Source organism: Lacibacter cauensis (genome assembly GCF_007830055.1).
In the GTDB taxonomy this organism is placed as follows: domain Bacteria; phylum Bacteroidota; class Bacteroidia; order Chitinophagales; family Chitinophagaceae; genus Lacibacter; species Lacibacter cauensis.
On record NZ_VLLE01000004.1, the window covers coordinates 437,953 to 457,061 of the forward strand.

At 44.7% G+C, this 19,109-nt stretch carries 12 protein-coding genes; 4 read left to right on the forward strand and 8 right to left on the reverse strand.

The genetic code is table 11. The features are described 5' to 3' along the window. Positions 1-108: 108 nt before the first annotated feature. From IQ13_RS12035 to nusG, 5 genes are all read right to left on the reverse strand, one after another. On the reverse strand, positions 109-1,218 hold the full coding sequence (locus tag IQ13_RS12035) for a glycosyltransferase family 4 protein (protein ID WP_144886626.1): 1,110 nt from the start codon (positions 1,216-1,218) through the stop codon (positions 109-111). Beyond that, positions 1,219-2,994, reverse strand: a complete 1,776-nt coding sequence (asnB, locus tag IQ13_RS12040) for an asparagine synthase (glutamine-hydrolyzing) (protein WP_144886627.1) — start codon at positions 2,992-2,994, stop codon at positions 1,219-1,221. A gap of 355 nt (positions 2,995-3,349) precedes the next feature. Continuing rightward, entirely contained in the window at positions 3,350-5,740 is a 2,391-nt protein-coding gene (locus IQ13_RS12045; protein WP_144886628.1) for a GumC family protein, read from the reverse strand. A gap of 9 nt (positions 5,741-5,749) precedes the next feature. Further along, positions 5,750-6,559 carry a polysaccharide biosynthesis/export family protein gene (locus IQ13_RS12050; protein ID WP_158637383.1) on the reverse strand — a complete coding sequence of 270 codons (810 nt, stop codon included), beginning with the start codon at positions 6,557-6,559 and terminating at the stop codon, positions 5,750-5,752. Between the two features lie 897 nt (positions 6,560-7,456). Further along, complete coding sequence (nusG, locus tag IQ13_RS12055) at positions 7,457-7,972, reverse strand: transcription termination/antitermination protein NusG (protein WP_144886630.1); 516 nt, start codon at positions 7,970-7,972, stop codon at positions 7,457-7,459. A gap of 1,462 nt (positions 7,973-9,434) precedes the next feature. On the opposite strand from nusG, the gene IQ13_RS12060 reads away from it, so the two are divergent. After that, complete coding sequence (locus IQ13_RS12060) at positions 9,435-10,586, forward strand: acyltransferase family protein (RefSeq protein ID WP_144886631.1); 1,152 nt, start codon at positions 9,435-9,437, stop codon at positions 10,584-10,586. A 237-nt stretch (positions 10,587-10,823) separates the two neighbouring features. Here IQ13_RS12060 and IQ13_RS12065 read toward each other — a convergent pair whose 3' ends face one another. Both IQ13_RS12065 and IQ13_RS12070 read right to left on the reverse strand, forming a co-directional pair. Further along, entirely contained in the window at positions 10,824-11,558 is a 735-nt protein-coding gene (locus IQ13_RS12065) for a sugar phosphate nucleotidyltransferase (protein WP_144886632.1), read from the reverse strand. A 364-nt stretch (positions 11,559-11,922) separates the two neighbouring features. Further along, positions 11,923-13,377 (reverse strand): RapZ C-terminal domain-containing protein, encoded by a 1,455-nt coding sequence (locus IQ13_RS12070; RefSeq protein ID WP_144886633.1) that lies wholly within the window; start codon positions 13,375-13,377, stop codon positions 11,923-11,925. Between the two features lie 157 nt (positions 13,378-13,534). Between IQ13_RS12070 and IQ13_RS12075 the strand changes: the two genes are divergently transcribed. The 3 genes from IQ13_RS12075 to IQ13_RS12085 all read left to right on the forward strand — a co-directional run bounded on the left by IQ13_RS12075 (position 13,535) and on the right by IQ13_RS12085 (position 18,279). Then, positions 13,535-16,315 (forward strand): TonB-dependent receptor, encoded by a 2,781-nt coding sequence (locus IQ13_RS12075; RefSeq protein WP_144886634.1) that lies wholly within the window; start codon positions 13,535-13,537, stop codon positions 16,313-16,315. 81 nt (positions 16,316-16,396) lie between these two features. Beyond that, a complete protein-coding gene (locus tag IQ13_RS12080) occupies positions 16,397-17,485 on the forward strand; it encodes a metallophosphoesterase family protein (protein WP_144886635.1) in 1,089 nt (362 codons plus the stop codon). Positions 17,486-17,508: 23 nt separating this feature from the next. Next, positions 17,509-18,279, forward strand: coding sequence for a DUF2490 domain-containing protein (locus tag IQ13_RS12085; protein ID WP_144886636.1), 771 nt, complete (start codon positions 17,509-17,511; stop codon positions 18,277-18,279). A gap of 516 nt (positions 18,280-18,795) precedes the next feature. Here the strand turns inward: IQ13_RS12085 and IQ13_RS12090 are convergent. Further along, positions 18,796-19,095, reverse strand: coding sequence for a GIY-YIG nuclease family protein (locus IQ13_RS12090; protein WP_144886637.1), 300 nt, complete (start codon positions 19,093-19,095; stop codon positions 18,796-18,798). Between the last annotated feature and the right edge of the window lie 14 nt (positions 19,096-19,109).

Below are 19,109 nucleotides of genomic sequence, written 5' to 3' on the forward strand. Positions count from 1 at the left end.
CTGTTATAAGAATGGCTCGCCCCCAAACCTCATTGCGAGGAACGCCTGCCCGGTTTCGACGGGAAGCAATTTCTCTTTCGAAGCATTCGTTCCTATCTTTCTTACATACTACAACGCACACAACACTTGCCCCAAACGCTTCTTAAACTGCTCAAACGAAAAATAATCCAGCATCTCCCGCTGCACCTTCGCCGGATCCGTTTCCTGTTGCAAAACATGCAGCAACGCAGCAATCAGTTCATCCGCACTATCCGGATCAACCAAGGTCCCCAGTTTGCCAAACTGCAACGCCTCGGTACTGCCGTCTTTATTACCGGCAAGCACAGCCAGCCCGCAAGCCATGGCCTCAATATACACGATGCCAAAACCTTCTCCCTTGCTGGGCATGGCAAACACATCGGCCAGCAGGTAATGGTCAACTACTTCTTCATCCGCAACAAACCCGGCAAGTACAACATGCTCCTCCAGTCGCAGTTCCGCAATCAAGGCCTGGATGCGGGCCTGCTCAACAGCATCGGCCTTGCCTGCAAGAATATATTTGAAACGAACGCTCTGTTGCAAAAGCTTGGGTAAGACAGTAATTAGTGTATCGTAACCTTTATACCCTTCCTTACTGTTTAAACGGGTAAGGGTAAAAAGCACTTTTTCATCTTCAGCTATGCCATACCGTTGTTGCAGGTAAGCAGGTTTGCCGAAAGCTGCCGGCAGTTGAAAACAAGGATCGATGGTATTGGGGAACACGGTGATTTTTTCTGCGGGTAACTGCTGCTGCTTAATCAACTGATCTTTGGTATAGGTACTCACGGCAAGAATACGATCTGCTTGTTGCAGCACTTTCTTCTTAAGTCCGCTTACAGGACGAAACACTTCAATACCATGACAGATTACTACCAGTTTTTTCTTTGGCGCAAACAGCTTGATCAACACACCGATCAAGGCAAGATGCAGATGTCCGAGGATGATCACATCCTGCTGCAACCCTTTTACAAAAGCAGACAACACAAACGAAAGACGATGACCCTTGCTGCCGCTGAAAGCTTGCTGCCCGATGTAGGGTTGATCGGCTCTAGCATCATAGAGCGATGCTACGGAACTGCGGAGATGAAGCGTCTCATGCAAATCTCCCAGCGCTTTAATAAAAGCACGGTTGAATTTTTCAATGCCTCCCGTTTGAGAAAATGCAGTTAACAGCAACAGTAAAACTTTTCGTTCCTTCACTTAAATACGTTCCTCAAATCGGTTCATTAAAAGCGCACACCAATACCTGCCCCACGATAATTTTTTTTGTTGAAAAAGTCTGTACAGCTTTTCTTCCGCTCCATTCGACGGACGGATGTATTCATTCTCTTTCAGCCAGCCTTCAAACGGAAACGTAAACCCTTGCTTCTTCCGTTTCCAGATCGCCTCCGGCAACGCATGTTCAAATGCTTTCACCAACGGGTATTTTGGAGGCACTTTTTTAAACTTAATGGCAGGGTCAATGGCAGCAGCCATCAGCATCACTTCCTTATCTAAAAATGGAACACGTATTTCCAATCCGTGCCACATGCTCATAAAATCAGAATCTTTCAGCAATTGATTCTGCATATAAAAATTCGTTTCCAGCCAGCTGATCCTGTTGCCGTTTTTCAAATCCTTTACAGGATAATACGCACTCAGCTCCGCAAGGTCATCCTTGATTTCCGCTTCACTGGCGTCGAGCAGCGATGCCACAGAAACAGGAGTAAAAATCCCCCTGTAACTCAAATACTCTGCAGCACTGTTCTGCATTCCGATATAGCTGAGCTTACGCACCCGGTGATCGGGGAAATGCTGCAAGCCTCTTAACAAACGCTCGGGCATTTTCTCCACCAGCTCCATCTTTTTCTGTTGCTGAAAGGAGGGATATCCACCGAATAATTCATCCGCACCCAAACCCGAAAGCACCGCTTTTAACCCGTAGGCCTTGGCATACATCGAAATAAAATACGTATTGATACCATCCAGTGTCGGTTGATCCATCGCCTGCATGGCATCGGCCAGCTGTTGGTTAAAAATATCTTTGGTAACAAGAAAGGATTGATGTTTCGCTCCTGTTTTTTCAATGATGAGACGTTGGTATTTTTCTTCGGAAAATGCTTGCTCATTAAAAACAATGGAAAGAGTATGTAGGTTGTCTTTGCGTGTATGACTGGCAATCAGTGTTAATAAACTGGAATCGATGCCACCACTCAGGAACAAACCGATCGGCGCATCGGCAACAAGATGACGGGCAACAGCCTCCTCCAATGTTTCACGCAGCAGCTTGATAGCTTCCTCTTCCTGTTTCAATTTGGCATTGAACGTCCATTCAAAAAAGCGATGCTCCTGCACGTGCAGCGTTGGCAGATCGATAAGCAATGCTGTTCCTTTTTGCAGCGGAACAACATCTTTCAATGTAGTGATCGGCTCGGGCAAATGGCCAAACGTCAGAAACGCCGAACGCCACTTGCTGTTTTCTGCAAAGTTTTTACCCGAATGGGCAAAAGCCCTTATTTCAGAAGCAAAGTACAGGCTCTTCCCATCAATGTAATAATACAAAGGCTTAATGCCTGCATGATCCCTTGCAAGGAGCAGTTGCTGACGGCCTTCATCCCAGATGGCCAGCGCAAACATACCGTTGAAATACTCAAAGGCGTCCACACCCCACTGGCGGTAAGCTTTCAGAATGACCTCGGTATCACTTTCTGTGCGAAATGTATGACCGTAATGTTGGAGGGTGGCACGAAGCTCTTTGTAGTTATAGATCTCACCGTTGAAAACGATTGTCAGCTCTGCATCGATCATCGGTTGGTGACCGGCTTCAGTGAGATCAATCAACGACAACCGTCGGTGCCCCAGCGCAAGCGGCAATTGTGGGTGCACAAAAACACCCGACGAATCAGGTCCGCCCCGGTACATCGTATCCCGCATCGCAACAATACGTTCCCCTAAATATTGTTCTTCCGGATTAAAGATCCCCGCAATGCGGCACATAAAAAAAGGTATAAGAAATCAAAAATCTAAAATGAAAGCGAATGCAGTAAGCAAGCAGCAAACCCGTCTAAGGCATGCTGTGAGCAACCTTGCAAGCGCAGAGCCACAATTTTCGTGTCAATTCGTGCACTTAGTGGCCACCCCTTTTCGTGTCAATTCGTGTACTTCGTGGCCGCAACTTTTCGTATCAATTCGTGGCCACCCCTTTTCGTGTGAATTCGTGTCCTTCGTGGCATCCTGAGCAACGCCGAAGGGCATCTGCGTCCATCCGTGTCAATCTGTGGCGGCTAAACCTTCGTGTTAATTCGTGTCCTTCGTGGCCACCCCTTGCAAGCGTAGCGCCGCATCTTTAACCCTACTTGATCCCCACAAACTCCAGCACCTTATTATACCACTTATTCTTCTTCGGATCATTATCGTAATAGCCATACCCATAGCCATAACCATAACCATAGCCGTACCCGTAACCGCCATACCCGTAATAGCTGTTATAACCTTCCACTTTAATATCATTCACCACCACACTGGTAGCAGGGAATTTCTTCTGCTGGTACAATTCCTCCAGCATTTGCAGTTGTTTTTTGAACGTATATCGTTGGCGGATCACAAACAGGCTGGCATCCGCAAACTGTGCCAACGTCATCGCATCACTCACCAGGCCAACCGGGGCCGTATCGATGATCACCGCATCAAAATGGTCTCTGCAAAATTCAAACAACTCTTTGATCTTCGGATCAAGCAGCATTTCCGAAGGATTCGGAGGCGTCGGTCCGCAGGCAATAACAAACAGGTTCTCCGTGTCCGGAACCTTGATCGGCAATTCCTGCAGATCAATCTTACCGATCACAAAATGCGTAATACCAAAAGCACGCTGCAAACCCAGACCACTCACCACTTTCGGCTTACGTAAATCGAATTCCAGGATAACGGTCCGCTTACCGGTTAAAGCAATCGAAGCAGCCAGGTTGGTCGCCGCAAACGATTTACCCTCACCACTGAAAGAAGATGTAACCAGGATAACGGGAGTGCGTTCCCTCTTCAGTACCGGCTGCAGGTTGGTGCGGATGATCCGGAACTGCTCAGCCAGGATTGTACGGCTGTTCTTTACAACAACCAGCGTTTCCGCCTTATCATTATGACCAAGCTCCCCGATAACAGGAATATGAGTGTACTTCACAATATCGGCTTTGGTCGTCACCCGGTCATTCATCAGGTCACGGATCAGGATAATCAGTACCGGGATCAGGATACCAAAGAAAATAGCCAGCATATACGCATTTCTGCGTTTCGGAAAAATAGGTACACTGCTGCCTTCCGCTTCCGCAAAAATCTTCGAGTTCGAAACCAGTGAGGCTAACTGAATACCGGTCTCCTCCCGCTTCTGCAACAGGAACGTGTACAGTTCGTTCTTGATCAGCTGCTGCCGCTTGATTTCCCGGATCTGGCTTTCCTTTTCCGGCAAAGCAAACATTTCACCTCTGACCTTATTGGCCCTTCGCTCCAGCTCGTTCCGGTTCAACACATACGAACTGCGGATATTCCGCAGGTTTTCCTGCATCGAAGTCCGGGTCTTTTCAATAGCCGCTTCAATTTCCTGCACAGCCGGACTGTTGGGCTTGCTGTAACGTAATTCATTTTCACGCTTAAGAATAAGCTGATTATAATCTGCTACTAAAGCCGACAATGTTCCATCTGCAATGCCCAACGTTGTCGGAGTAATATTATAAGCGTTCTGTTTGTCGCCAATATACTTGGCCAGCAGATCCAGTACCCTGATCTGCATTTCCTGGGTAATCAGCTCCTGCTCCGATTTGCTGATTTCATCCATAAACATTTCCGATTGTCCTTCCATGTCCAGGAACTGGTTATCCTTCCGGAACTTCTGGATATTCGATTCCACCGTACCAAGATCGCCTTCCACCTCAGATAAACGGTCAACAATAAACTTCAAAGAATTCGCCGAAATCCGGCTCTTGTCTTCCACGTTGTAACGGCCATACTCGGCCATCACCTGGTTCAGGATGGCAATCCCCTTATCACTATTCTCAGTGGTAAAACTCAGGTTCAATACACTGGAATTTCGGCTTTTTGCCGAAATTCCAAGGGAACCACTGATACCCCCCGCCACATCCTTCGAAGGTTGCCATTTGTACGTAAACCGACGGCCTGCAGCAGTTGCAATACCCGGTTTTGGAATCACCCGGAAAACAGAACCATTAACATCGATATTACTATAGAACTGCTTTACGTTTTGCTCCTTGTTAAACTTAAACCGTTTCCCGTCCACCAGTACAACATCAAAACCATAATAGGCATTACTGTCAGCAATTTGTACCACCTCCACTATAAAAGGGGCATTTAGATACACATCACTGCTCCGCACTTTTCCATGCTCAATATATTGGTTGTTCAGGTGCAGACTGTCCACCACCCGTTTCAAAAACTCTTTGGAACGCATCAGGTCAATCTCATCTTCCGTATTGATCTTGTCCACCGGGTTAAATACACTCGCAAACTTATCGTTGCTCTTGATATTGGTGGCATTCTCCACCTTCACGATCATACTGCTGTACACCGTGTACAAAGGAGTACTCCAGCGCAGGTAAGCCCACGCCACAATCAGGGCAATACCCAGCGAAAAGAAAAACAACGGCAGGTTAGAGATGTATTTGAACAGGATTTCCTTTAAACTCAGCAGCTTATTATCCTGTTCGCTGGATTGAAGATGCGCAAATTCGTTTGACATGCCTTGATTTTAACGGAATAAAGTAGATAGGATGACAATAAGGTTAACAATACTCAAACCAAAGGACACATATTGAAATGTCCGTTGCGTAGTTTGATCGGTTGACTGTAGGTAACGTTTAGTGGGCTGTACGTACACAATATCATTCTGCTTCAGGTAATAATTCGGCGATTGAAAAAAATCACCACGTGTAAGATCCACCGTATGCATGGTACGCTTCCCGTTCTGTTCACGGATGATAAGGATATTTTTTAAATCACCCCCTTTTTCAATACCACCAGCCTCTGCTAAAGCATCCAGGAAAGTCAGGCGTTCCGAAGTAGAAAGAACCGGGCCCGGAGAACCTACTTGGCCATGAAAAGTGACCCGGAAATTTTTATACCGGATATTCACAATCGGGTCTTCTTTCAGGTATTCACTTGCTCTTTTGATGATCTCTTGCTCAAGTGCTGGCTTGGTCATACCATCCGCATGGATGATGCCCAGTAACGGAAGCTTGATTTCTCCGCTTGTGATATCAACCAGGTAATCATTACCCCCTGCCGAAGCTCCTGCACTGCTGGCTGCTCCGCCACCGGTAGGTCCACTCGTATAATTCTGACTGAACAGTTGGTTCGCAGAAGAACTTCTCGACGAAATACTGATCTGCAACAAATCCCCTTTCTGGATCACCGGCTCCACCAGCTGGTACGTATTCAGTTGGGCGGTATCCAGGCCTTCATTGAAATAAACCGTTTCCTTGCGCAGCTGCTCAGGCGAAACACAGGAATTCAACAGCAACAGAAAAACGATTGCCGGTAGTATATGTGTGCGTATCATGTTTATCATTTGGATGACTGAAAAATTAGTTCAAAAACGTCGACTTTGCTGTTTTATTGGTTGGCACTCTTGCTCCTTCGATTCAGCGAGGTTGCTTCTGAACACTTCGTGTATCGCTTTGCCTTTCTTCTATGCAATCTGCGTTCATCAGTACCCATCTGTGCAATCTGTGAGGCCTCTTTTTGCAAGCCCAGCGCAGCAAACTGCGTGTCAATTTGTACCTCGTCCTCCGAAGTTTGAACGCAAGATGGACCTTCGTGGTCAACCAAATTGCAAGCGAAGCGCAGCAAATTTCGTGTTAATTCGTGGCCTGACACTTGCAAGCGAAGCGCAGCAACAATCTGCGTTTATCAGCGTCTATCTGTGGCCAACCCTCGCAAGCGAAGCGCAGCAATATATCTGTGCCATCTGCGAAATCCGTGAGCCAACCTTGACAAGCGCAGCGCAGTAAATTTCGTGTTAATTCGTGTCCTTCGTGACCTAACCCTTGCAAGCGCAGCAACAATCTGCGTTCATCAGTGTCCATCCGTGGCCAACCTTTGCAAGCGCAGCGCAGCAAATTTCGTGTTAATTCGTGTCCTTCGTGGCCAACCTTTGCAAGCGAAGCGCAGCAATATATCTGTGCCATCTGCGAAATCCGTGAGCCAACCTTGGCAAGCGCAGCGTAGCAACTTTCGTGTTAATTCGTGCCCTTCGTGGCCTGACACTTGCAAGCAAAGCACAGCAACAATCTGCGTTTATCAGCGTCCATCCGTGGCCAACCCTCGCAAGCGCAGCGCAGCAACCTTTGTGTTAGTTCGTGTCTTTCGTGCTGCAACAAACAACGCTGCGTTCTCCTTCCCTCCTCTTCTCTGCGGTGAACCATTGTAAGCGCAGCGAACAATCCTTTATCTTATGCTACTCCTTCCCTCTTAACTCCACCGGCTCCAGGTTCCCTTTCTCAAACTGCGCACTCAACTCATAACCCAGACTTTCCAGTAACACATACGCCTTATTGTTCGTCACTTTAATCACAATCCCTTCCGTATCCATCAACAGCCCCGATTTAACCCGCACTTTCTGTCCTTCTGCCAATTGAATCGGCCTTGCTTCCACATCTTTATACTCGTTCAGAAACTTGCGGATCATCGCAATCTCCGCTTCCTTGATTACCGCCGGCTTCCCGTTCCAGTAAAGAAAATTAACCACACCATCTGTAAGCCGAATCCTCGGCTTTTCTGCCTCGTTTACATGCACGAACACATACGACTTAAACAAAGGCTCTTCGATAACCTTATAGCGGTCGCTCCATTTCCGCCGCACCTTGGTCATCGGGCAATAATACACAAGCCCCTTCCGCTCCAGTTGCTGGCAGATCTTCTTTTCCCAACGGGGTTTTGTATACACTGCATACCAATACCGCTCTACCTTCATACCGGAGTTTGCTTATTAATTGTTTGCTGCTATAGATCCTCATGACAGGCAACAAGCTGCGTTCATTTGCGTCTATCTGTGGCCGAACCACATTGCAAGCGCAGCGCAGCAATTTTCGAGTCAATCGGTGCCATTTGTGGCCAACCACATTGCAAGCGCAGCGCAGCAATTCATCCATCCTATCTGCGAAATCTGTGAGACCTTTCTGCTTGCAAGCGCCGCAACCTCCTTTATTTCTTCACTCTTTTTCTCTTACCCCCACACAATTTACCCCAAAGCTTCGCCTCCTCAGTCACATCCTTCAAAAAAAAGACTGAGCTACAAAAATTGCCTGTAAGCTATATAAGACAAAAGGGCAAACAAACCCATAAGGCTCGTTTACCCTCCATCTCTTAAATTATGTTGAACTGCAATGCAGTTGTACTTGTTGGTTGTTCGGTTTCACAATACAATTCCCTGTGCCGGAGCACCGTTTTCATAGATGCAAATATATGTCGTTTAAAGACTTATCATCCCCAAAACCCTATCCCTTCACACGACAAATTTTCCCCATGTGTTAATGCCCTGCAAGTTAATGGTTGAGTACCAATCTCGAAAAAATAATATTTTACACTTAGTCGCCCGAAGATGGTCATATCCATGGCTCGTCCTCCATGCAGGATACTCCCACCATCCTTTCAGCCTCCGTTCATGCTTCGCTGCTGAAGCCACTATCAAGGCAGGATCAAGCATAGATCAAGCGTATATAGAGCATGAAACACCTAAAAATCCGACACACTTGTAGCACATAACCCTTAACCCGTAACGCTTAAACCTTAACCACTAACAACCTCTGCGTAAAAAACTCTTTTTCTCCCTCCTTTGCGCCAACCCTGTAACCTGCAATTTGCGACCTTCGCACCCGTAACGCATAACGCTTAACTTACAACCTGCAACCACACCACCCTTAACCCATCACTCCTAACCCGTAACGTCCGGGATACTCCCACCATCCTTCGTTCATCCTTCGTCTTTTAAGCCACTTTACTCCCATGCAACTCCCGTCTTACTCCCACCCAAAGCCCACTCAAAGGCCACATAGCCCGAAAATTACGACACACCCCTAACCCTTATCCGCAACCTTTCCCTCCAACAACCTCTGCATTACAACTCCTTTTCTCTCCCGATAGCTATCGGGATCTCTGCGCCAAACCCGTAACCTTTAACCTGTAACCAGCCCACCCATAACTCCTAACCTGCAACCAGAAACCTGCAACCCTTAACCCTTAACCCGCAGCTACGAACAACCCTCTGCGTTACAACTCCCTTTCTCCCTTCTCTGCGCCAAAACTGCAACTCGCCCACCCATAACCCATAACTCCTAACCGGTAACCAGAAACCTGCAACCAGAAACCTGTAACCCACAACCGGAAACTTGCAACCAAAAACCAGAAACCTTCTTACTTTCAACAAAACAATTGCTTTGAACCAGCGCTTTTACTCCCTCGATGTATTCCGTGGTGCCACCGTTGCCCTCATGATCCTCGTTAACAACCCCGGCTCCTGGTCGCATATTTATGCCCCGCTCGAACATGCTGCCTGGCATGGTTGCACACCCACCGACTTGGTGTTCCCGTTCTTCCTCTTTGCCGTGGGCAATGCCATGTCTTTTGTGATGCCCAGACTGGAACAGGCAGGCGATGCCGTTTTCTGGAAAAAAGTCATCAAACGCACACTGCTGATTTTCCTTATCGGTCTTCTCCTTAACTGGAGCCCGTTTATCAAATGGGAAGCTGATCAAATCGTATTCAAACCCTTCAGCAACCTGCGCATCATGGGCGTATTGCAACGTATTGCATTGAGTTACTTTTTTGCATCGGTTGCAGTGTACTATTTTAAACAAAGAGGAGCTTTCGTGCTGGGAGCTGTACTCTTATTATTTTATTGGATACTCTGCTTACAGGCCGGTACACCCGGCGATCCTTACAGTTTAAACGGATGGTTTGGCAATAACATTGATAAAGACATTTTTGGCGAAGCGCATTTATACAAAGGCGAAGGCGTGCCTTTCGATCCCGAAGGATTGATGAGCACTTTCGCCGCCATTGTACAGGTAATCTTTGGTTACTTAGTTGGTGATTATATACAGAAGAAAGGCAAATCGTTTGAAATGGTAAGTGCCTTGTTTGTTACAGCAACTATCCTTACAATAAGCGGACTCGCATGGGGCATGGCCTTCCCTATCAATAAAAAAATATGGACCAGCTCTTACACCCTCTATACAACCGGCCTTGCTATCTATACCATTGCCACCATGATTTATTTCATTGAGTTTAAACAGGCCAAAGGATTCCTGCTGAAGTTCTTTGATGTGTTTGGCAAAAACCCCTTGTTCATTTTTGTATTGAGTGGCATCTTACCACGACTGCTCGGCTTGATCCGCATCCCCAACGGATTAACGGATGAAGGCGTTCAGAAATACCTCAGCCCTTTTGGTTGGTTCTACGAAAAAATCTGCAAACAAATACCGGGCCTCCCCGAAAACGGCTCACTTGTGTACGCCATTTCGATGATCATGATGTATTGGGCCATTTGTTATTGGTTAGACAGAAAGAAGATTTACATCAAAGTATAGTATTCTGAAATAAGATGTGGCAATAATCAAACACAACCTGTGTCACATCGGATGATCGTGCAACCACAACTGCTTTTCACTACAGTAGTACAACTGCTAAATCAAGGCTGATGCAGGGAATTTGGGGTAATAATTCCCTGCTTGACTTTTTGGTTCTTTTTTGTCAAGACAAAAGAACGAGCAGAATAATTGCATTAAAACAACTAACCAAAACATCTGAATGATCAAATAGAAGCGCTAATCAAAGTACGCTTCCGCCACCGCCACACTCTCCGGCTTTCCCACATCCACCAATACATCCCCACTATGGTCATACCCAAGAATGGTATGCGTTGCAGCAAGATCTAAATACGGCTCCGTTAACGAGAACTTACCCGTTTGTTTCACCAGGGAGAAGAAGCGTTGTTCAAACACCACCACACAACTGTAGGCTTTAGCAACGAGTTGACTTTTTTCATCTGCTGTATAGGTAAGCACCGGACCTTTTTCTTCACCGGTAGTAAGGTTGCGCCAACCACACAGTTGATCGTTTGCATTAAATAAAAAGTTACGTGCAGTTTTTCGGTTAGTTACACCAAACGAAACAAGTGGTTTGTGTTGCTGATGATACGCTAACAATTGATGCAGGTTAAGATTGGTAAGAATATCCACATTGATGGTCACAAACGGTTCATCATCTTCCAGCAAAGGTCTTGCTTTTAATAACCCACCGCCCGTCTCCAGCACAGCATCCCGTTCATCGCTGATAAGAATGTTACTGCCCCATCCTTTATTCACTTCAACCGCTTCAATAATCTGATCGGGGAAATGATGCACATTCACCACCACATCGGTAATGCCATATTGCTGCAGGTATTCAATATTGCGTTGCAGCAAACTCTTTCCATTAACCAACGCCAACGCTTTGGGATGATGTTCCGTCCACGGCTTAAACCGTGTACCCAAACCCGCTGCAAAAATCATTGCTTTCATATACGCTGTACTTAATCAATTTTAGTATTACCTGCATTCACTCAGCAGATCCTTCCTTACGTCGGTATGACAGCAAAACTGTTCGCCACATAAACCTTCATCACACCCGTAACTTCTTCTCTGCGTTCAACTCCTTATCTCCTTTCTCTGCGCCAACGCATCTTAACCTCAACCTTAACCTCAACCTCAGCCTTACGCCTTCCACCTTCAGCACCCGTAACCCATAACCCTTAACCCGTAACTTTTTCTCTGCGTTTAACTCCTTTTCTCCTTTCTCTGCGGTAAAGCATCTTAACCTTAACCTCAACCTCAACCTTACCCTTCGGCAACCGTAACCCACAACCCTTAACCCGTAACTTCTTTCTCAATACGTTTCATTCACCCAGTTCTTCGCTTCCTGCACAATATGTTTTACATCAATCTTCACCCCGTATTTATTTTTTAAATGACGGGCCAGTGCATCAGCAGCATACACACTCCGGTGCTGACCACCTGTGCAGCCAAAGCTCACCTGCAGATCGGAAAAACCACGCTGCATATAATCTTCCACTGCAATATCAATAAGATTATACACGCTGTTTAAAAACTGCGGCATCTTGGTTTGTTGTTCCAAAAAATCTTTCACCCCCTTATCCCTGCCTGTTTGTGTTTTGAACTCTTGTATTCGACCCGGATTTAAAATACCCCTGCAATCAAATACAAAACCACCACCGTTATCGGTTTCATCTTTCGGTATACCCGTAAGCTTATACGAGAAACTGTTGATGCGTACCACCAACGGTGTTTCGTCTGTTGCCTTCGGTGGTTCAAACCGGTGAATGATGTCATCTTCCACCATCAACCCCAGCAAACGTTCAAACTCAGGTAATACAATACCTACATGCTTGTTCTTTAAAAACCAACGCAGGTTACGTAAGGCTATGGGAATACTCGTTAAGAAATGCGCCTTCCGTTCAAACAAACCACGGAAACCATATGCACCCAATACCTGTAACAAACGAATGAGCACATAACCATTATACTGACTGACAAAACGTGTACGATCGATCTCTTGCTGCAACACCTGCTCTACACAATCCATATAAAATTCCAGCAGACTGTTCTTCCATTCGTCAGGCAGTTCGGCTTTCGCCTGCCATAACAACGAAGCCACATCATACTGAACCGCACCCTTCATCCCTCCCTGGTAATCGATGAAATGCACTTGCCCGTCTTTCACCTGTATATTCCGGCTTTGAAAATCACGGAACATAAAATACTTATGATCCACACGTGTGAGATAAATACTCAGGTCTTCAAAATCTTCAATCAGTTTTTCTTTATCGTAAGGAATCTTCAACGTATCCAGGAAATAATAACGGAAGTACAGCAGGTCAGAAACAATAGCCTGCCGTCCGAATTCTTTCGAAGTAATACACCAGTCGTAATTAAAATCAACATGCCCTTTGATCTGCATATGCGCCAGCTTCTGCAGACTTTGCTGAAACAATCCATACACATGTTCATTGTAACCATGCTGCTCCAGTTCATTCAGCAACGACACATCACCAAAATCTTCCTGCAGATAAATGGTTTCATCATCCGATACTTTATAGATCGTTGGTACAGGACAACCACTTTTCTTAAAGTGATTACTGAACTTTAAAAACGTTTGATTCTCCTTGATATTCTTACTGGCCGTAGCAATACAGGTAGGTTCACCGGTAACACGATAATACACACGATCACTTCCGCTCTGCGGCACTTTTTCAATAGACAAGGGCGCAGCTCCAAACGCTTCCCGGTATAAACTGCTGATCTGTTCGATAGATTGTAACATATAGGCTCTGATGTAAGGATGCGAAGGTAAGAAAGTGAAGCACTTGAATGTGCATCTGCCACAGCTCAACAGAAATTGTATACTGTTCACCCATGCAGGTTTTGCAAAGCCTTTATTTTTTAACTAATTTCAGGGAACACAACCAAACTAACTACAGATGATCAAACTGAAACTGCTTTTTTCAGCAATGCTTTTATTGCTGCTCCTTCCGGCATTTGCACAAAAACAAACCATTCGTGGTAAAGTAACCGATAAAAGCGGCTCACCGCTGGCAGATGTATCGGTCTTATTAAAGTCAACAAAAAAAGGTACTTCAACAGACAAAGATGGCAACTTCAGCATTGAAGCCGCATCAACGGATGTACTCGTTTTTAGCATTGTGGGTTACAAAACAGTAGAACAGTCAGTGGGCTCCTCCACCTCCTTCAGCATCAGTCTCGAACCGGGTTCAACCGATCTTGGAGAAGTGGTATTGGTAGGCTCTCGCAGAATTGGGCGTGTAAAAACAGAAACCGCAGTGCCGGTTGATGTGGTGAACATTGGCCAGGCGGCACTGCCAACTGCAAGAATGGATGTAACCTCTATCCTCAATTATGCAGCACCTTCTTTCAACTTCAACAAACAAAGCGGCAGTGATGGTGCCGATCATATTGATCTGGCAACATTACGTGGCTTAGGTCCCGATCAAACATTGGTACTCATCAATGGTAAACGTCGTCATCAAACAGCATTCGTTGCAGTGTTTGGCACAAGAGGCCGTGGCAACTCCGGTACAGACCTTAGTGCGATTCCTGTTGGTGCAATCGACAGAGTGGAAGTATTGCGTGATGGTGCTTCGGCTCAATACGGTTCCGATGCCATTGCAGGTGTAATCAACATTGTATTAAAAGAAACAGTAAATAAGTTGAATGCAAACATTGGCTATAGTGGCTACTACGATAAACGTTACAATCCACACTTTAAGAAAGAACAAAACCTGTATGTACATGATGGCGCTGTAGATGGTAATGCGTTTACGGCAAACATGAACTATGGTTTTAAAATTGCAGAAAAAGGCTTTATGAACCTCACGGGTAATTTCTTAAGCCAGGGAAAAACATATCGCCAGGCATTAGATACCGATCCAAACAGTCCCGACTTTATGTACACCAATATCTACCGCCGTGCACATGGCGATGGATCCTTAACAGCAGGTGGCTTATTTATGAATGCTGAAATTCCAATACAGGGTTCAACAAAGTTTTATGCATTTGGCGGTTACAATGCCAAGAGCTCCGATGCCTATGCGTTTACCCGTAACTGGAGCGCAAGACCCGAACGCTTTCCGACTGATAATAACTGGAAGCTCATCTATGTTCCGTCAATCATGAAAGTAATGGCCGATGACACAACGTACAGTCCGCACATTCAAACCAAGGTGAACGACTTTTCATTGGCAGCAGGTATAAAAGGAGTAGGAAGCAAAGGATGGAATTGGGATTTCAGTAATACAATCGGCCGTAACAATTTCCATTTCTATGGCGATAAAACATTCAATGCTTCACTCGGACCCAACCAAACACATTTCGATGATGGTGGTTTCAACTTCCTGCAAAACACACTCAATGCAAACCTTAGCAAAGAGTTGACTTCCAAAATAAACTTTGCATACGGCGCCGAATACCGTTTTGAACGTTACAGTTTATATGCAGGAGAAGAAGCTTCCTACAAAAACTTTAATGCAAATAAATACAGTGCGTTCTACGATAAATATGTAGCTGGCGGCGCACAAGGTTTCCCCGGCTATCAGCCTGCCGATGAAGTAACAGATACACGGCATGTTTTTGGAGCGTATGCCGATGCAGAGTTTGATATAACAAAAGATTTCCTGGTGAATGTTGCTGCACGTTTCGAAAACTACAGCGACTTTGGTTTTACACACAATTACAAAATTGCTGCACGTTTAAAACTGGCACCAACATTTAACCTGCGTGGATCATTCAGTACAGGTTTCCGTGCTCCATCGTTGCAACAGATTAATTTCAGTTCCACATTCACTACTGTACAGGGTGGTAATATTGCCGAAGTAAAAATTGCACCGAATTACAGCGAGCTTACACGACTTGCAGGCATACCCGAACTTACACAGGAAAAAAGCACCAACCTGAGCCTTGGTTTTACCTTTAAACCGGTAAGCGAATTCAGCATCACCATTGATGGTTATTTGGTGAAAGTAAAAGACCGTGTTGTGTTAAGCGGACAGTTTGATGCAGCTGACCCTAACCTCGATCCTGCATTGGCTAATCGTTTACAGGCATTGAATGTGAGCTATGCACAGTTCTTTGCAAATGCGGTGAATACAACCAACAAAGGTATTGATGTTGTTTTGGACTATAATAAACGTTGGGGCAAACAAAATATCCGTGCTTTGTTTACCGGCAACTTTCAAAACATGACCATCGATAAAATAAATGTTCCTTCAAACTTGAGTGGTTCGGCATTTTTACGTTCAACATTCTTAAGCGAACGTGAACAGAAATTTATTCTTGCATCTGCACCCAAAACAAAATTTGCTTTCAACATCGAATATGGATGCAACAAATTAACAGTAGGAACAAGATTAACTTACTTCGGCAAAATTGATCTGCTGGGTTATGGCGAAGATGGTTTAGGCATTAATCCGCAAGTGCCATTAGATGCAGATCCTTCGAAATATGTTCCTGATCAGTATATCTACAATGGAAAAATGGTAACTGATTTATACCTGGGTTATAAAATCAATAGTAAAATTTCATTGTTTGCTGGTGTAGATAATCTGCTCAACGTACATCCTGATTTGGGTGTTGCACCCGGTGCAAAAGGTTGGGCTTTTAACAACGAAACCGGAGGTCCTTGGGATGCTGTGCAAATGGGTGGCAATGGTATGCGCTTCTTTGTACGTCTCGGATTACAACTCTAACAGTAATTAATTATCTAAAAAAGCTGATGCAGAACTGCATCAGCTTTTTTATTAGTTGTAGGTGAATGCTTAATTTTAAACATGCGTCGTTTTTTACAGCGGCTTTTAACAAAGCCTGTTCTTCGTTTAGCCGATCGTTTTTCGAGCAGACCCGATGAGCAACGTGTGCACGATGCATTAAGCAAACTCTATGCACATACCAAAGAACATCCCGGTAAAAAAGGATTGCTGATTGAAGCAGATGCAACCACTGCCCGTTTCATCATTTTCAGCGATCAGCACAAAGGCGCAAAAGATGGACGTGATGATTTTATGCAGGCCGAACCGAATTATCTCGCTGCATTGGAGCATTATTTCTACGAAGGCTTTCACTTGATTGCATTGGGCGATAGTGAAGAGTTATGGGAGAACACAGTGGGACCTGTAAAAGCAAACAACAAATTAAGTACAGCAGCAGAGAAAAAATTTCTCGATCATCAACGCTTCACCAAAGTGTTCGGCAATCATGATCTGTTCTGGAATAACGATCCGTTTGCAGGATTACAATTGCTGAGTATGTACAGAGATACGGTACGCATTTATGAAGCGGTGATACTGCAAATGAAATTATCCGAAAAACAGTTTGACATTTTTCTTACGCATGGCCATCAGGGTGATGGACAAAGTGATGGCAATCCGTTTAGTGCATGGTTTGTATCGAGAGTGTGGGGACCGTTGCAAAGCTATCTCAATATCAATCCCAATACTCCTGCTGCCAGTAAAGAATTAAAAACAGTACACAACCGTTTTATGTACGAATGGAGTAAGCAGGAACAAAATCCTGTGCTCATCACCGGCCATACACATCAACCCGTATTTGCATCGCTTACACACCTGGAACGTTTGTACAAACAACTCATCGAAGCCAAGCAGCAAAACAACGAGGTCGTCATTGAAAAACTCAACAAAGAAATTCAATTCCGGCAGGAAGAATATGATTTTGTAAACAGCAACTATGCCAATATGCGTCCGTATTATTTCAATACCGGTTGTTGCTGTTACAGTGATGGTGATATTACCGGTATTGAAATAGCCGAGGGTATGATCCGTTTAATAAAATGGAAAAAGAACGGAGCGATTTCGGCACGAGAAGTATTGGAAGAAATGAAACTCAGCGATCTGCCTGTTTAGTGTTTTGCACCTACTTTTGCGGCATGAAATGGAATCAAATCAGTTGTCTGCTTGTTTGTGCACTATTTTTAACAAACATAAGTTTTGCACAAAACACCCGCATTATTGATTACAACAAAATCGGTTGGTACGCAGCAACCGGTACGTTTAGTTTTAACAGCAAATGGAGTGCACATCTCGAATACCAATGGCGCAGGGAAGATTATGGAAAGACCTGGCAACAGAGTTTATTGCGCACCGGCATTAACTATCACGCCAACAACAGTACCACCTTACGTATTGGTTATGCATGGGCCGAAACATATCCGTATGGCGATTATCCCATCAATGGCTTTGGTAAACAATTTACCGAACACCGCATGTACGAAGTAGCTACCTTGGCGCAACGTAGCGGTACAGTTGATATCAGTCACCGCATCATGCTGGAGCAACGTTGGTTACCACGCTATGCATCGGCTGCATCGGTTAAACCCGACGATTGGTTATTCATGAACCGTGCCCGTTACATGCTGCGTTTACAACATGCCTTAAAAGGCAAAACACTGGAAGATAAAGAACCCTACATTGCTGCTTACGATGAAATACTGATTAGCTTTGGCAAAAATGTAAACGAAAATATTTTCGATCAGAACCGGTTGGGTGTTTTAGTCGGCTATCGTTTTTCAAAAAGCTTTCGTTTAGAAGCAGGCTATCTTGGACAGGTTGTGCAATTAGGCAGAGAAATCGGCGGACGAAATGTATTTCAACACAACAACGGAGTGATTGTTTCTTCGATTGTGAATGTGAATTTATAAACGCTACTTTCATCCCGAGGTACGAGGGATCTCTTAAACTTCAAGATGTTTAATCATTTGAATGGTTTCACAACTTTCAGAGTTTTCTCGTTCCTCGGCAGACGAATACAAACGTCATCTCGACGAAGGAGAGATCTCTTAAACTTTAGCGTCCTTACAATTAACACAAGCGTGTTCAAATTTCAGCGATGCCTCGTACCTCGACATGACGAACTCGACCTTCATCCCGACGGAAGAGGGATCCCTTAAACTTCAAGATGTTTAATCATTTGCATGGTTTCACAACTTTCAGAGTTTTCTCGTTCCTCGGCAGACGAATACAAACGTCATCTCAACGAAGGAGAGATCTCTTAAATTTTAGCATCCTTAAAATTAACACAGGCGTGTTCAAATTTCAGCGATGTCTCGTGCCTCGACATGACGGATTGGAGGTGTTAATCAATTTACATCAACCAATCGTCACATCTTTTCGCTGAAAGGTATAGATATGCCTGTAATAATTATTCAAAAAGGAAACTACCATTTTTCAATCTCAGTCCACAAATCAATCCACTGAGAATTAAATAGAGTAATTAGTTCATTCTTCTTGGTCCGGTTCCACTTTTTTAACTCCTTCTCTCTTGCAATGGCTTCTTCAATTCGACTGAAGTTTTCATAATAAACACAAATAGTACAATTGTATTTATCAGTAAAGCTTCCTTTGAAATAATGTTCACGATGTTGTAAGATTCTGGTTCGAAGTTCAGAAGTTACACCAATGTAAACTACGGTACGGAGAATATTAGTCATAATATAAACAGATCCGCCATGAGCCATACGATTGTAAACGG

What these genes read in the sequence shown, in the direction of transcription:
- asnB (WP_144886627.1), bottom strand. Translation starts at nt 2,994, where the DNA reads ATGTGCCGCATTGCGGGGATCTTTAATCCGGAAGAACAATATTTAGGG.
- IQ13_RS12045 (WP_144886628.1), bottom strand. Translation starts at nt 5,740, where the DNA reads ATGTCAAACGAATTTGCGCATCTTCAATCCAGCGAACAGGATAATAAG.
- IQ13_RS12050 (WP_158637383.1), bottom strand. Translation starts at nt 6,559, where the DNA reads ATGATACGCACACATATACTACCGGCAATCGTTTTTCTGTTGCTGTTG.
- nusG (WP_144886630.1), bottom strand. Translation starts at nt 7,972, where the DNA reads ATGAAGGTAGAGCGGTATTGGTATGCAGTGTATACAAAACCCCGTTGG.
- IQ13_RS12065 (WP_144886632.1), bottom strand. Translation starts at nt 11,558, where the DNA reads ATGAAAGCAATGATTTTTGCAGCGGGTTTGGGTACACGGTTTAAGCCG.
- IQ13_RS12070 (WP_144886633.1), bottom strand. Translation starts at nt 13,377, where the DNA reads ATGTTACAATCTATCGAACAGATCAGCAGTTTATACCGGGAAGCGTTT.
- IQ13_RS12075 (WP_144886634.1), top strand. Translation starts at nt 13,535, where the DNA reads ATGATCAAACTGAAACTGCTTTTTTCAGCAATGCTTTTATTGCTGCTC.
- IQ13_RS12080 (WP_144886635.1), top strand. Translation starts at nt 16,397, where the DNA reads ATGCGTCGTTTTTTACAGCGGCTTTTAACAAAGCCTGTTCTTCGTTTA.
- IQ13_RS12085 (WP_144886636.1), top strand. Translation starts at nt 17,509, where the DNA reads ATGAAATGGAATCAAATCAGTTGTCTGCTTGTTTGTGCACTATTTTTA.
- IQ13_RS12090 (WP_144886637.1), bottom strand. Translation starts at nt 19,095, where the DNA reads ATGGCTCATGGCGGATCTGTTTATATTATGACTAATATTCTCCGTACC.